This window comes from Xanthomonas sp. PPL134 (genome assembly GCF_040595915.1).
GTDB classification, from domain to species: domain Bacteria; phylum Pseudomonadota; class Gammaproteobacteria; order Xanthomonadales; family Xanthomonadaceae; genus Xanthomonas_A; species Xanthomonas_A indica.
This window is the reverse complement of record NZ_JAMDLL010000023.1, coordinates 16534-31301: the sequence shown is the minus strand read 5'-3', so window position 1 is coordinate 31301 and position 14768 is coordinate 16534. Positions and strand designations below refer to the sequence as shown.

At 72.7% G+C, this 14768-nt stretch carries 7 protein-coding genes and 1 pseudogene; 3 read left to right on the top strand and 5 right to left on the bottom strand.

Going from position 1 to position 14768, the window contains the following annotated elements; all coding sequences use genetic code 11:
* Positions 1-393: 393 nt before the first annotated feature.
* Positions 394-2256: pseudogene (gene zwf, locus M3U25_RS20310) on the bottom strand (glucose-6-phosphate dehydrogenase); the annotation flags it as partial.
* Positions 2253-4043 carry a glycoside hydrolase family 15 protein gene (locus tag M3U25_RS20305; protein ID WP_355503783.1) on the bottom strand — a complete coding sequence of 597 codons (1791 nt, stop codon included), beginning with the start codon at positions 4041-4043 and terminating at the stop codon, positions 2253-2255. The pseudogene zwf and the gene M3U25_RS20305, both read right to left, overlap by 4 nt.
* A gap of 121 nt (positions 4044-4164) precedes the next feature.
* On the opposite strand from M3U25_RS20305, the gene M3U25_RS20300 reads away from it, so the two are divergent.
* Entirely contained in the window at positions 4165-4875 is a 711-nt protein-coding gene (locus tag M3U25_RS20300; protein ID WP_242157083.1) for a response regulator transcription factor, read from the top strand.
* Between the two features lie 48 nt (positions 4876-4923).
* On the opposite strand, the gene M3U25_RS20295 is transcribed toward M3U25_RS20300, so the two are convergent.
* Positions 4924-6300: an ATP-binding protein gene (locus M3U25_RS20295; RefSeq protein ID WP_355503785.1), complete on the bottom strand. Its 1377-nt coding sequence runs from the start codon at positions 6298-6300 to the stop codon at positions 4924-4926.
* 257 nt (positions 6301-6557) lie between these two features.
* Between M3U25_RS20295 and M3U25_RS20290 the strand changes: the two genes are divergently transcribed.
* Both M3U25_RS20290 and M3U25_RS20285 read left to right on the top strand, forming a co-directional pair.
* Positions 6558-8846, top strand: coding sequence for a YadA-like family protein (locus M3U25_RS20290; protein ID WP_355503787.1), 2289 nt, complete (start codon positions 6558-6560; stop codon positions 8844-8846).
* Positions 8847-8910: 64 nt separating this feature from the next.
* Positions 8911-10797 (top strand): S8 family peptidase, encoded by a 1887-nt coding sequence (locus tag M3U25_RS20285; protein WP_355503789.1) that lies wholly within the window; start codon positions 8911-8913, stop codon positions 10795-10797.
* Between the two features lie 293 nt (positions 10798-11090).
* On the opposite strand, the gene M3U25_RS20280 is transcribed toward M3U25_RS20285, so the two are convergent.
* The gene (locus M3U25_RS20280) at positions 11091-14408 is read right to left on the bottom strand and encodes an ankyrin repeat domain-containing protein (protein ID WP_355503791.1); all 3318 of its coding nucleotides are present in this window, start codon (positions 14406-14408) and stop codon (positions 11091-11093) included.
* On the bottom strand, positions 14401-14661 hold the full coding sequence (locus tag M3U25_RS20275; RefSeq protein ID WP_017909431.1) for a YcgL domain-containing protein: 261 nt from the start codon (positions 14659-14661) through the stop codon (positions 14401-14403). The genes M3U25_RS20280 and M3U25_RS20275 overlap by 8 nt, the downstream gene beginning before the upstream one ends.
* Positions 14662-14768: the final 107 nt, after the last annotated feature.

Below are 14768 nucleotides of genomic sequence, written 5' to 3'. Positions count from 1 at the left end.
GCCGGAGCCACGCGGCCAGCGGTGTCGCAGGCGTGCGCTGCATGATGTGCGCGCGTCGTTGCCGACGACGGCGGTCACGGTGGGTACGCCGTTGCCACGCACGGCGGAACGCGATGGGGACGCCGACGAGTCGCCGAGGCACCTGCCCACTGCAGCGTGGTGCGCGTGCAGTCGGGCGTGGTCGCGTCGGGGCTGAAGCCCTCCCACAATTGCGATCGAAAGCTTCCGGCGCGGTGACGCCTGCTGGCTTCGACAACAGGGAACGATGGAACTCCCATGACCTGCCGGTTCGCCAAAGCCAATGCTCGGCAAGCGCGCTGTATCCGCACGCCATCAAGCCTTGCATTGTGGGAGGGGCTTCAGCCCCGACTGCAGGAGCCAGCCGCCATCGCTGCGCCGCTCCTGCGACATGGAAGCATTTCCCCGAGCACTGGCGCCCACGCCAGCGCCCGGGGCGCCGCTTCAGCGCTTGCTTCAGCGCTTTCGTGCGGGACGCTTCGCGGCGCTGCCGGCCGCACGCTTGACGGCCTTCTTCGCGGTGGGCTTGGCGACCTTCTTCGCTGCCGATGGCTTTGCTGGCGCCGCGGCGGGCTTGGCCCTGGTCGACGTGCGTGCCTTGGGCGAAGCGGAAGCATCGGCCGCCTTGGCCCCGCTGCGCTTCGGCGCCGGCGTCACCGGCCGGGTCTCGGTCGTGGCGGTGGCCTCCGGCGGACGCCGCGGCGGCGGGCGGCGCCCGGCGGTCAGGGTGCGCCAGGTGTGGCCGCCGTTGAGCGCCAGCAGCGCGTCGGCCGCCGCCGGGCCGGCGCTGCCGGCCGGGTACTGCGGGGTTTCGTCGGCCGAGGTCTGCCAAGCGTCGAGGATCGGCTGCACGATGGTCCAGGCCGCCTCGACCATGGTCGCGTCCTGGAACAGGCCGGCCTCGCCGTGCATGCAGTCCTGCAGCAGGCGTTCGTAGCCCACCGTGTATTCCTTGGGGAACCAGTCGCGGTAGCGGAAGTCCATGCGCACCGGCGCCAGGCTGACCCGCGCGCCCGGGCGCTTGACGTCGAACTGCAGCGAGATGCCCTCGTCGGGCTGGATGTGCAGCACCAGCCAGTCCGGGCCGTAGCCGCCGATCTCGGCGCTGCGCAGCGGCGCCAGCGGCGCCGGCTTGAAGCGGATCGCGATCTCGGTGGTGCGCTCGCGCAGGCGCTTGCCGGTGCGCAGGTAGAACGGCACGCCGGCCCAGCGCCAGGTATCGACCTGCAGCTTCATCGCCACGTAGGTCTCGGTGTTGGAATCCGGCGGCACGGTGTCTTCCTCGCGGTAGCCGGGCACCGCGTTGCGGCCGATCGCCCCGGCCGCGTACTGGCCGCGCACCACGTCGGCCGGGCTCAGCGGCCGTACCGCCTCGATCACCTCGGCGCGCCGGCGCAGCATCGCCGCCGGGGTGAACGCCGCCGGCGGTTCCATCGCGATCATCGCCAGCAACTGGAACAGGTGGTTGGGCACCATGTCGCGCAGACAGCCGGTGGGATCGTAGAAGCCGCCACGGCCTTCCACGCCGATGGTCTCGGCCGCGGTGATCTGCACGTGGTCGATGCGGTCGCGGTTCCACACCGGCTCGAACAGGCCGTTGGCGAAGCGGAAGGCGAGGATGTTCTGCACCGTTTCCTTGCCCAGGAAATGGTCGATGCGGAACACCTGGTCCTCGTCGAGCACGCGCCCGACGATGGCGTTGAGCTCGCGCGCGCTCTGCAGGTCGTGGCCGAACGGCTTCTCCACGATCACCCGGCGCCAGCCGCCGTTGGCGCTCTGCTTGACCAGCCCGGCCGCGCCCAGTTGCTCGATCACCGGCGCGAAGAAGCGCGCCGCGGTGGCCAGGTAGAACAGCACGTTGCCGCCGGTACGGTACTGCGCGGCGACCTTGTCCAGCAGCGCGCCCAGGCTGCGATAGGTGCCGGCGTCGTTGAAGTCGCCGCGCAGGTAGTGCAGGCGCGAGCGCAGCCAGCCCCACACCTCTTCGTCCAGGCCGTCGGCCTTGAACTCGGCGTCGCGGTCGGCCATCAGCCCACGCATCGCATCGCCGAGCATGCGCCGCCACGCCACTTCGCTGACCGCGCCGTGGTCCACGCCGATCACCGCGAATTCCTCGGGCAGCGCGCCGCTGTGGCGCAGGTTGTACAGCGCCGGCAGCACCAGGCGCCGGGTCAGGTCGCCGCGGGCGCCGAACACCACGATCAGGCAGGGTGGGGTGGTCTGGGAGGCATCGCTCATGGATGGGTGTCCTGTTCGCCGATCAAGCCATGCAGGCGCAGCGCCGCGTGGACCAGCGCCACGTGCGAATAGCCCTGCGGGAAATTGCCGAGCATGCGGCCGCTGCGCGGGTCGTATTCCTCGGCCAGCAGGCCGACGTCGTTGCACAGGCCGAGCAGGCGTTCGAACAGCGCCTGCGCCTGCTCGCGGCGGCCCAGCAGCGCATAGTTCTCCACCAGCCAGAAGCTGCAGGCGACGAAGGTGCCCTCGCCGGCCGGCAGGCCGTCGCCGCTGTCGTCGTCGGCGCGGTAGCGTTCGACCAGGCCGTCGATGCTCAGGCGCTCGGCGATGGCATCGGCGGTGGCGGCCACGCGCGGATCGTCCGGCGGCAGGAAGCCGACCAGCGGAATCAGCAGGGTTGCCGCGTCCAGCCGCTCGCTGCCGTAGCTCTGCACGAAGTAGCCGTCGCGGTGCACGCCCTGCGCCAGCACCTGCGCGTGGATCTCGTCGGCCAGCGCGCGCCAGTGCGCGCGTTGCGTGGCATCGGCGTCGGTGACGCCGTCGCGCGCGCCGCAGTCGAACGCCAGCCACGCCATCACCTTGGAATGCACGAAGTGCTGGCGCTTGTCGCGGATCTCCCAGATGCCTTCGTCCGGATCGCGCCAGCGCTCTTCCAGCACCTCCAGCAGCTGCCGCGCCAGCGAGCGGCCATGCACCGCCGAGGCCATGCCCTCGTGGTGGCCACGGTGGAACGCGGCGATCACTTCGCCATAGACGTCGAGCTGGAACTGGCCGACCGCGGCATTGCCCACGCGTACCGGCGAGGCGCCTTCGTAGCCGGGCAGCCAGTCCACCTGCCATTCGGCCATGCGCCGTTCGCCGCCGATGCCGTACAGCGCCTGCAACTGGTCCGGCGACCCGGCCACGGTGCGCTGCAGCCAGCCATGGAAGGCGGCGGCCTCGTCGAAGTAGCCAGCCGCGCGCAACGCGGTGAGGGTGAACACCGCATCGCGCAGCCAGCAGAACCGGTAGTCCCAGTTACGCTCGCCGCCCAGGCGCTCGGGCAGCGAGGTGGTCGGCGCGGCGACGATGGCGCCGGTCGGCAGGTAGCTCAGCCCCTTCAGCACCACCAGCGAGCGCCGCACCGCCTCGGTCCACGCGCCCGCATCCAGGCAACGGTGCGACCAGCCATGCCAGAACGCCTCGGTCTGCGCCAGCGCCTGTTCCGGCTCCAGCAAGGGCGGCAGTTCCAGGTGCGAGGCGCCATGGCTGAGCACGAACCAGGTGCTCTCGCCGGCCTCCAGCACGAACTCGGCCTCGGTGGCAAAGCCGTGGCCGTGCATGGCCTGCGGGCTGCGCAACGCGATCTGGTCCGGCCCGGCCACCGCCTGCAGGCCGCCGTCGATCTGCGACACCCAGGGAATGGTGCGCCCGTAGTTGAAGCGCAACTGCAACTGCATGCGCAGCGGCACCCGCCCGTGCAACCCGCGCACGATCCGCACCACGTGGTTGTGCAGCACCTCGTCGTGGCTGGCGACCATGAAGTCCAGCAGCGCCACCGCGCCTGTGTCGGTCTCGAACCGCGTCTCCAGCACCAGGCTGCCGTCGAGATAGGCGCGGGTGCTGGTGAAGGCACCCTGCGGCGCGATCGCCCAGCGGCCGTGGTCGGGTTCGCCGAGCAGGGCCGCGAACAACGCGTCGGAATCGAAGCGCGGCAGACACAGCCAGTCGATCGAGCCGCAACGGTCCACCAGAGCCGCGCTGCGGCAGTTGCCGAGCATGGCGTAGTCTTCGATTCGCGAGGCCATCGTGGGCGCCGGGGCGGAGGAGCCGCGAGTCTGCCAGCGCCGGTGTTTGCGTTGCGTAATCGCCGCGCGGCGCCGTTCAGGCGCGCGCAAGCGACCGGCTGCCGCTACACTGCGCCTGCGCATGACTTCCGATCCCGCTGCCGCCGCCCTGCGCACCCTGGTCCTGGAGGACGATCCGATACTGCGCGATCGCATCCTGGTGCCGGGCCTGCGCCGCTTCGGCTTCGCCGCCGATGGCTGCGGCACCGGCGCGGAACTGCAGCAACGGGTGCAGCGCGAAGGTGCCGAGATCGTGGTGCTGGATGTCGGCCTGCCCGACACCGACGGCTTCACCCTGGCCGGCGCGCTGCGCCAGCAGTATCCGGACCTGGGCATCGTCATGCTGACCAGCCTGGGCCAGACCGAGGACCGCATCCGCGGCCTGACCGGTGGCGCCGATGCCTATCTGTCCAAACCGGTGGAAATCGACCTGCTGGCCGCGACCCTGCACAGCCTGGCGCGGCGTGTGAGCGGGCGCCTGCCCGCGGCGCCGGCGCGCGGACGCTGGCAGGTCAGCGAAGACGGCTGGTGCCTGCTGTCGCCGTCCGGCGCTGCGGCCGCGCTGACCGGCAGCGAACGCCGCCTGTGCCTGCGCCTGCTCGAGCAACCGGGCCTGCTGGTGGCGCGCGAGGCGTTGATCGCCGCGCTCACCGACCGCGTCTACGACTTCGACGCGCACCGCCTGGATTCGATGGTGCACCGCCTGCGCAGCAAGGTGCAGCGCCGCTGCGGCGAACCGCTGCCGCTGGCCGCGGTGCACGGCCAAGGCTACATCTTCGATCCCGCCGGCTGACGCGCCCCTCGCCGGCGCGTGGCGCGGGCCGGCGAGGCCGCCCAGTCCCTACGCCGGCACCGACACAGACGCCGGCACCGCATCGGCATGCGGCAGCACGATGCGGAAGCGCGTGCCCACGCCCACGGTGCTGTGCACCTGGATGCGGCCGCCGGCGCGCACCACCAGGTCGCGCACCACCGCCAGACCCAGGCCGGTGCCGCGGTCGGCGGGCTTGGTGCTGTAGAACGGCTCGAACACCTGCGCGGCCACCTCCGCCGGCATGCCGTGGCCGTCGTCGGCGACCTCGATGACGGTGCCCTCGTCCGCGCTGGACACGGCGATGTCGAACTGGCCACGGTCGGCGATCGCGTCGCGGCTGTTGGAGGCCAGGTTCAACAGCATCAAATCGAACTGGCTGCGCTCGAAGCGGATCGGCGCCGGTGCCGCCGGTAGCGCGCAGCGCAGCACGATCCGCGCTTCCAGCAACTGCCGCAGCATCGGCTGCAGCGCCTCCACCGCGGCCGCGGCGTCGAAACGTTCGACATGCTCGGCATCGCGGCGGCTGAAGCGCAGCAGCCGGCGCACGATGGTCATGCCGCGCTCGGCCGACTCTTCCACCGCCGCCAGGCTGTCCTCCAGTTGCGCGATGCGCTGCGCGTCGCCGGCAAGATCGTCGTCGTGGCGCGCGGCGGCGAAGCCGGACATCACCGCCAGGATGTTGTTGAAGTCGTGGGCCAGGCCGCTGGCCATGCGCTCGGTGATCTCGCGTTTCTGCGCGTGGATCAGCTGGGTCTGCGCGCGTTCGCGCTCCTGCATCTCCTGCTGCAGGCGCTGGCCGCGCGCATTGGATTCGCGCAGGCTCTCGCGCAGCGCCTCGGTGGTGCGGTCCAGCAGCAGCGCCACCAGCAGGTAACTGAACAGCACCGGCAACACGTTGAAGAACGCCTGGGCTGGCGTGTCGGCGAGCTCCAGCAGCGCGTCATGGCCGACGCCGACGCCGAGCATCAGCAGCAGCGCTGCGAACGTCACCCACAGCGCGCGGCGCCCGAGCACCAGGCCGGCCAGGATCAGCACCAGCATCTGCGCCAGTTGGTCCGGCAACTGCCGCTGGAACCCATGGATGGCGGCATTGACCAGCAGCGACCCGAGCATTGCCCCGAGCAGCAGCCGCACCCCACCGCGCAAGGCGCCATGGCGCACGCGCACGAAGCCGATCGCCGCGCACACCCCGATCAACAGGCTCATGGTCAGCGAGATGAGCAGGCCGGGCTGCATCGGCTGCCCGCGCAGCTGTGGCCACGCCAGCACCAGCGCGATCACCAGCGTGGCCGGAATGGTCACCGCCAGGAACAGCAGCAGCAACTGGATCACCCGCGCATTGCGCCGATCCACCTCGTCCATCAGCGGCGCGCGGCCCAGCCAGTTCCAGAACGCCTTCGCCATGCCGCCGTGCTCCATTCCCGTTCAGTGAGAATCCGATGATGATCATGCGAGAACTTGCAGGTGACAAGCCGGTGACGGCGGGCCTAAGTTCGCATGACGGAACGCGCCTGGGGACGACGGCGCGGCTCCCAGATCACTCCTGACCGATGCGGAGGCGCACACGCGCCGCCGACGTCACCTTCTGCCCTGCCGTTTCCCAGCCCGAGATCGCCATGAACGATTGCACTTCTCCGCGCGGCGCCGCCGCCCGTCATCCAATGCCCCGTGCGACCAGCACCCTGGCCCTGGCCTGCGCACTGTGCCTGACCTCGACGGCGATGGCGCAGACGCCCGCCACCACGACAACGGCGGCCGGCACGGCCCAGTCCACCGGCACCGACGCCACGGCCAGCGACGCCAGCGCCACCCCGGCCGCGACCACCTACGATCCCAGCGTCTACTTCAAGGCCACCGGCGGCGCCGACAGCAACGCCGGCGCCGAGGCCGACGGCGACGAAGCGCTGGCCGCCGGCGAGGCCGCCTCGGCGGTGGGGACAGGGGCCATCGCGCTCGGCGGCGGTGCGGTCGGTTATGCCAACCACGCGGTGGCGGTGGGCCACAACAGCTTGGCCACCGAGATCTCCACCACCGCCGTCGGCGGCATGCTCGACGTGGATTATTCGTACCTGTCCGGCGGCGTGACGATCCTGCAGCAGACCTCCGCCACCGGCATGGCCGCGACCGCCCTGGGCGCCGGCGCGCAGGCCAGCGGCAAGTTCAACGTGGCCGCCGGTGCCGGCGCGATCGCCAGCGACCGTTCCAGCGTCGCCGTCGGCGGCATCGTCGACGTGGGCGAAGACAGCTTGAGCAGTGAAGGCATGCAGTTGCAGGCGACCCAGGCCACCGGTCCGATGTCGACCGCGCTGGGCGGTGGCGCGCTGGCCACTGCCTACAGTTCCACCGCGGTCGGCGCCCTGGCCGAGGCCAGCGCCAACCGCACCGTGGCCATGGGCTCCACCGCAGTGGCCAACCAGTATGCGGCCGTGGCCGTGGGCGCACAGAGCCAGGCCACCGCCGAGTGGGCGAGCGCCTTCGGCAACGGTGCGCGCGCCTGGGGCGCCCACAGCGTGGCCATGGGCGCCAGCGCGTTCGCACAGAGCGACGACGGCACGGCGGTCGGCCCAGCCGCGCTCGCCCTCGGCGTCGGCTCCACCGCGCTCGGCAACGGCTCCTGGGCTGGCGGCACCCGCAGCCTGGCCCTGGGCGGGGGAATGGTGTGGAACGGCGAATTCTTCCGCGAGACCCCGGTGCTGTTCTACGACAGCATCGCCGTTGGCACCGGCGCGGACGTGTTCGGCGACCAGTCGATCGCGATCGGCCCCGGCGCCCGCGTCGGCAACTCGAAGTTCGTCAACGACCAAACGACCATCACCAACCGCAGCGTCGCGCTGGGCGCCGGCTCGGTCGCCGAACGCGACAACACCGTGTCCATCGGCGCGGCCGGCAGCGAGCGCCAGCTCACCAACCTGGCCGCCGGCACCCTGGACACCGATGCGGTCAACCTGGCGCAGCTGCGCAACGTCGCCGCCGCATTCGGCGCCGGCAGCGTGGTCGACGCCAACGGCACCCTGATCGGCGGCAACTACCTGGTGCAGGGCAACCACTACACCGACCTGGGCTCGGCGATGGGTGCGCTGGACACCGCGCTGACCGGCTTCGGCAACCGCCTGAACACCCTCGGCGGCTCCGGCGGCATCAGCGTCGGCGACGGCGGCGGCGCGGCCACCGCGCCCAGCACCGGTGCCGGCACCAATGCCGTGGCCGTGGGCTCCGGGGCCACCGCCAACGGCAACAACGGCCTGGCGATGGGCGCGCAGGCGCTGGCCTACGGCCCCAACGACACCGCCATCGGCGGCAACGCCACGGTCAACGCCGACGGCAGTACCGCGGTCGGCGCCAACGCCCGCGTCGCCGCGGTGGCGACCAATGCGGTGGCGCTGGGCGAAAGCGCCAACGCGTCGGCGGCCTCGGCCACTGCGCTGGGCCAGGGCGCTTCGGCCAGCGCCGCGAACTCGGTGGCGCTGGGCCAGGGCGCGGTCGCCAACCGCGCCAACACAGTGTCGGTGGGCAGCGCCGGCAACGAGCGCCAGGTCGCCAACGTCGCCGCCGGCAGCGCCGACACCGACGCGGTCAACGTGGCGCAGATGCGCGCGGGCAACAGCGCCACCCTGAGCAGCGCCAACGCCTACACCAACACCCGCATCACCGCGCTGGACGACAGCTTCAACCAGTTGCGCACCGACACCGAGCGTCGCTTCGACGGCATGGACCGGCGCATGGACAAGCTGGGCGCGATGAGCGCGGCGATGCTCAACATGGCGGTCAACGCCGCCGGCACGCAGAGCCCGCGCGGGCGCGTGTCGGTCGGCGCCGGCTTCCAGGGCGGACAGCAGGCACTGTCGGTCGGCTACGCCCGCAAGCTCGGCGAGCGCGCCTCGTTCAGCCTGGGCGGCGCCTTCAGCAGCGGCGAGTCCTCGGCCGGCATCGGCGTGGGCATTGACCTGTGACCCAACGCGGCGCCGCGTGCGCCGCCGTTTTCTTTCTTCTCACTTCTCTTTCCAGGATCTGCAGATGATGTCTTCCAATACGCTCGCCACTGCCCTCGCCGCCATCCTGTTCGCCGGCGCCGCGCAGGCGGCCACGCCCACCATCGGCCTGGGTGGCGTGCACGGCCCGGTGCCGCAATCGGCCACCCCTGGCGACCTGGGGCAGCGCTTCATCGTCAAGACCCGCGACGGCGGAACCCAGGCGCGCACCCTGCTCGCCACCACCCTGAGCAGCGCGGTGGCGCGCAGCGGCATGCAGCGCGCGCAGATCGCCAGCAACGGCCTGACGCTGCGCAGCGCGGTCAGCGCCAAGGTACTGCGCGACATGGCGGTGCCGGGCTGGCACGTGGTGCAGACCTCGCGTCACCTCAGCGACAGCGAACGCACCGCCTTCATCAACGAACTCAAGGCCGACCCGTCGGTGGTGTCGGTGCAGGTCGACCGCCTGTACCGGCGCTTGGACGAGGCCAGCGTGCGCCTGCCGACGGCGATGGCGGCCGCCGCCTCCACCACGCCCAACGATCCGGCCTACGCCAAGCTGCAGTGGAACTTCCACGACCCGGTCGGCGGGGTCAACGCCGAAGCCGCCTGGACCCGCTCCACCGGCAAGGGCGTGGTGGTGGCGGTGGTCGACACCGGCGTGGTCAAGGACAACCCGGACCTGGCCGCCAACGTGCTGCCCGGCTACGACATGATCACCGACCACCGCGTCTCGCGCCGCGACACCGACGGCCGCGCGGCCGGCGGCTACGACCTGGGCGACTGGGTCGAGGCCGACTACTGCAATGCGCTGGGCGGGTCCGGCAACGCCGCGGAGCCGAGCTCGTGGCACGGCAGCCATGTCTCCGGCACCATCGCCCAGGTCACCAACAACAACCTGGCCACCGCCGGCCTGGCCTACGACGCCAAGATCGTGCCGGTGCGCGTGCTCGGCTCCTGCGGCGGCTTCGGCAGCGACATCGCCGACGGCATGCTGTGGGCCGCGGGCCTGCCGGTGGCCGGCCTGCCGACCAATCCGAACCCGGCCGAGGTGATCAACATGAGCCTGGGCAGCGGTGGCCCGGACACCTGCCCGCAGATCTACCAGGACGCGATCGACCAGATCAACGCCAAGGGCACGATCATCGTGGTCGCCGCCGGCAACTCCAATGCCGATGCCGGGACCTACACCATGTCGTCCTGCAACGGCGTCATCAGCGTCGGCGCCTCGCGGGTCAATGGCGGCCGCGCCAGCTACTCCAACTACGGCACCCGCGTGGACATCGCCGCGCCGGGTGGCGGCGGCGACGTCGACGGCAACCCGAACGGCTACATCTTCCAGGTGCTCAACGGCGGTACCCAGAGCCCGACCAGCGACTGGCAGATCGGCGGCATGGCCGGCACCTCGATGGCGTCCCCGCACGTGGCCGCGGCGGTGGCGATGGTGCAGAGCGTGGCCAAGACCCCGCTCAGCTGGACCGGCATGCGCGACCTGCTGCGCGCCAGCGCGCGGCCGTTCCCGGTGGCGATCCCGACCACCACGCCGATCGGCGCCGGCATCCTGGACATCGACATGCTGCTGCAGATGGCCACCACCCCGCCGTGCGATCCCTCGGACAGCAGCTGCGTGCCCCCGACCAAGACCCTGGTCAACAAGGTCGAGATGCGTGGTGTCGGCAGCCAGGGCGGCGACAGGCTGTACAGCTTCCAGGCCGCGGCCGGCACGGTGGTGAGCTTCATGACCTTCGGCGGCACCGGCAACGTGGCGATGTACGTGGCGGCGGGCAAGACGCCGACCAGCAGCAGCTACGACGCGCGCTCCACCCGCGCCGGCACGACCCAGACGGTGCGCCTCACCCCGTCCAGCGCCACGACCTACTACGTGCGCCTGAGCGGCAGCTACAGCGGCCTGACCGTGGTGGCGCGGCAGTAACGCCAAACCGCGCGGCGGTGCCGCTTGCCGCCGCGCCACGTGCGCGGGAGGCGGCCCTCCCGCAGCGGTTCCGACAGCAGCGACGTACCCACCATGACGCACTCGCCCGCCCTCCGGTGGGCATTTTTTTGGGCGCTGCGGCGCACCGCGCTGCCGCAAGCCCCCTCTCCCACCAGGAGAGGGATCGGGGTGAGGGTGCGGCACGAGACGCGGTGCAATGGGCGAGGCGCGGCGGCGCCCTCCCCTCATCCGGCCCTCAGGGCCACCTTCTCCCGCTGGGAGAAGGAAGAGCGCTAGCGGCTCTCGCGCAGGAACCGGGCCATCGACGACACCCCCGGCAGCGCCGGCTGGAACTGCCCGGCGACGTCGACGAAGCCGCGCATCACCGCGATCTCGCGCGGGGTGCGGTTCAAGGTGTCGCGCAGTTCCGGATCGGCGCCGGCGCGCAGCAGGCGCTGCACCAGCAGCGGCAGGCCGTGCAGCGCGGCCAGGTGCAGCGGGCCGAAGCCGCGCGGATCCTGCACCTCCAGGCTGACGTCCTCGTCGAGCAGGCGCTCGACGCCGGCCAGCACCACCGGCTCCTCACAGGCCGTGCCCGGTTCGGCGCGCGCGCCCAGCAGCAACAGCAGCGGCGTCACCCCGCCGGCGGAGCCGCGGTCGGCCTCGGCGCCGGCCAGCAGCAAGGTGTCCAGCAACGCCAGCAGGCGCGTCTTGTCGCGCGCGGTGAAGCCGTACAGCGCCGCGCAGTGCAGCGGCGCCAGTTGCTGGGCGTCGCCGGCATGCACGTCGGCACCGGCGGCCAGCAGCCGCGCGGCGATGTCGGGCAGGCCCAGCGCGCAGGCCAGCATCAGCACGGTGACCCCGCCGGGCAGGCGGTGTTCGATCTGCGCGCCGGCCTGCAGCAGGGCGGCAACGATCTCGGTCTGGCGCATGCTCACCGCCGCCGACAGCGGCGTGGCGCCACTGGCCGCGGCGTGCTGCAGATCGGCGCCGCGCGACAGCAGCAGCTTCACCGCTGCGGCATGGCCACCGCCGGCAGCGCGCAGCAGCGCGGTGCAGCCCTGCGCGTCCACCGCATCCACCGGCAGGCCCAGGTCGATCAGGCGGCGGATCGCCTCGGCATCGCCGACCATCGCCGCGGCCGGCACGTCGGCCTCGCGCAGCGGGCGCCGCGGCAGCGGCCAGGTGCGCCAGTCCAGCCAGTCGGCCAGGTCGCGGCGGCCGCTGGCCAGGGCCACGCCGAGCGGGGTCTGGCCGTCGGCGGCGCGCGCGTCCGGCGAAGCGCCTTGCTGGATCAGCAGTTTCAGCGAGGCCTCGCGGCCCAGCGCAGCGGCCAGGTGCAGCGCGGTCATGCCGTGGCTGTCGCGGGCCTCGCGGTCGGCGCCGCGCTCGAGCAGTTGCAGTTGCAGGCGCAGCCAGCCCAGCCGCACCGCCAGCGACAGCGGCGGATCGCCGGCCGGCGACGGCGCGAACGGATCGGCGCCACGCTCGAGCAGTTCCAGGGCGAACTGTTCCAGCGCGCGCGAGGCGTGATCGTGCTGGGCGCAGGCGGCGAGCAGGCGGGTCAGGCCGCCGCGGCCGGCCGGCGACACGCCGTGGCGCAGCATCGCCTGCAGGCTGGGCACCGCCTCCACGCCACGCGAGAGCAGCGCGAACATCGGGGTATCGCCACAGGCATCGAGCACCTCCGGCTCGGCGCCGTGCGCCAGCAGCCAGTCCACCGCCTGCGCGTTCAGCGCCAGCGGCGCATCGTGCAGCAGCGCGCCCAGTTCCTCGGCCGCGCACAGCCGCGCCAGCGCGGCCAGGCCGTCGCGCGGCTGGCCCAGTTGCAGGCCTTCGCGCAGCAGTTCCAGCGGCGGCCGGTCGGGCAGGCCGGCGGGGCCGGTCTCGCCCTGGCCGTCGCTGACCGCGGCCGGCAGCGGATAGTCCGGGTCCAGCGCGGACACGATCGCCCAGCGCCCGGCCTCGGCGGCCAGGTCGACCGCGCGGCGGCCGCTCTGGTCCGGCTGCGCCGGCGCCACGCCCAGCTCCAGCAGGCGCCGGATCAGGCCGGGGGCGACGTGGTCGGCGGTGCAGGCCAGCAGGATCGCGTTGCGGCCGTCGCCATCGACCGCGACCACGTCCGGCTTGTGCGGCAGCAGCCGTTCCAGCACCGCCACGCGGCCGTGGCGGGCGGCTTCCAGCCACGGCGTGCGGCCCAGCGCGTCGCGCGCTTCCAGATTGGCGCCGGCGCCGAGCAGGGCCTGCACGATCTCCACGTGGCCGGCCTGCGCCGCCTCGTGCAGCGCGCTGCGCCGCTGGCGATCGCGCGCATCGACCCGCGCCTTGTGCTTGAGCAGCAACTGCACGCCGGCCGGATCGTCTTCCTCGGTGCCGGCGGCGGCCAGCAGCACTGGGCTGGCGTCGGCCGGCTCCGGCTTGGCGCCGCGCTCGAGCAGGAACTTGGCCATGCGCCAGTTGCCGACCTGGCAGGCCACCGCCAGCGGGGTCAGGCCGTCGCGGTTGGCCGCGTCCAGTTCGGCGGCGGCGTCGCGCAGCAGCGCGGCCACGCCCGGGTCGGAACTGCGCGCGGCGTGATGCAGCGGGGTGTTGCCGTCGCCGTCGCTGGCGCGCGGGTCGGCGCCGTTGGCGAGCAGGGTCATCACCGCTTCCGGGCGGCCGTGCCAGCTGTCGCGGGTGGCGGCCAGCAGCGGGGTCATACCCAGGTGCGGGCGATTGACGTCGACCCCGCGCACGATCAGTTCGCGCAGCAGGCGCAGGTCCGGCAGCACCGCGGCCAGCACCGGCAGGCTGCGCTGGTCGCGCCACTCGGCAGCGGGCAGCGCATGCGGATCGGCACCGGCCTGCAGCAACTGCAGCGCGCGGTCGACGCGGCCGCCGCGGGCAGCGTCGTACAGCGCCGCATGCAATTCGTCCTGTGCGGGCGCCGGCTCGTCGGCGCGCGGCGCGGTGTTGGCGCTCAGTTCGGCGAACAGGTCGGCGGAGGACACCGGCGGGGTCAGCGTCTGCGGCGGTGCCACCCGTTGCAGGCCGGCATGCAGCAGCGGCGACAGCAGCGCATAGGCCAGCGCCAGCGGCCAGCGCGCAGCGTCGGCGAGCAGTCCCGGCCAGGCCAGCACCACGCCGAGCCCGGCCAGCACCAGCACCAGCGCGGCCACCGCCAGTCCGCGCCAGGCCTGCACGTCCTGCTGCGCCAGCGCGTGCCAGCGCGCGCCCAGCGCGCCGTCCTCGCCGTCGCTGGCGTGCCACAGTGGCCAGGTCCGCCACAGGCCGAGCAGTGCGGCACTGGCGGCCACGCTCAGCGCCAGCGCGGCCGCCAGGCTGCCGCTGTCGTGCAGGGCCGCCAGCGGCCAGGCCACCAGCACCGCGACCAGCGCCATGCCACCGGCCCACAGCGCCAGCAGCGGCGCCACCGCGCCGATCAGCTCGCGCGCGGCACGCGGACGCGGCCGGCTGCCGCGGTGCCAGGACAGCGCCAGCGCGAACGCCGGCTGCGCCAGCCAGGCGCCCAGGGCGGCGGCCAGCGGGCCGAATCCGGCGGCCAGCGCCAGCACCGCACCCAGCGCGGCGGCGAGCATCGGCGCGCGCGCGCGGAGAAAGGAGTCAGTCATCGTGTCGATCGGTGGTGCCGGGCAGAGACGGCGGCAATTGCAGATGGAAGCCGCAGCCGGCGAGGTTGGCGCGCACCGCGGCCGGATCGGCGCGGGCCAGCGTGCGTTCGGCGGTCAACGCCACCTCGAGCACGAACGCCAGCGGCTGCAGCGACGCCAGCAGCGCCGGCGGCAACCGGCCGAAGTCGTCGCGGGCGGCGAGATACAGATAGGTGTCCGGCTTGCGTTGGCTTTTGTAGACGTAGGCTTGCATGCCCGTGGCGTGCGCCTGGCGTGGAAAGGCAAGCGATTGTGGAGGAAATGCGCCATCGGCGAAAGCGCACGCCGGCCGTGCGCTGAACGGATCCAGGGCAAGCGCGC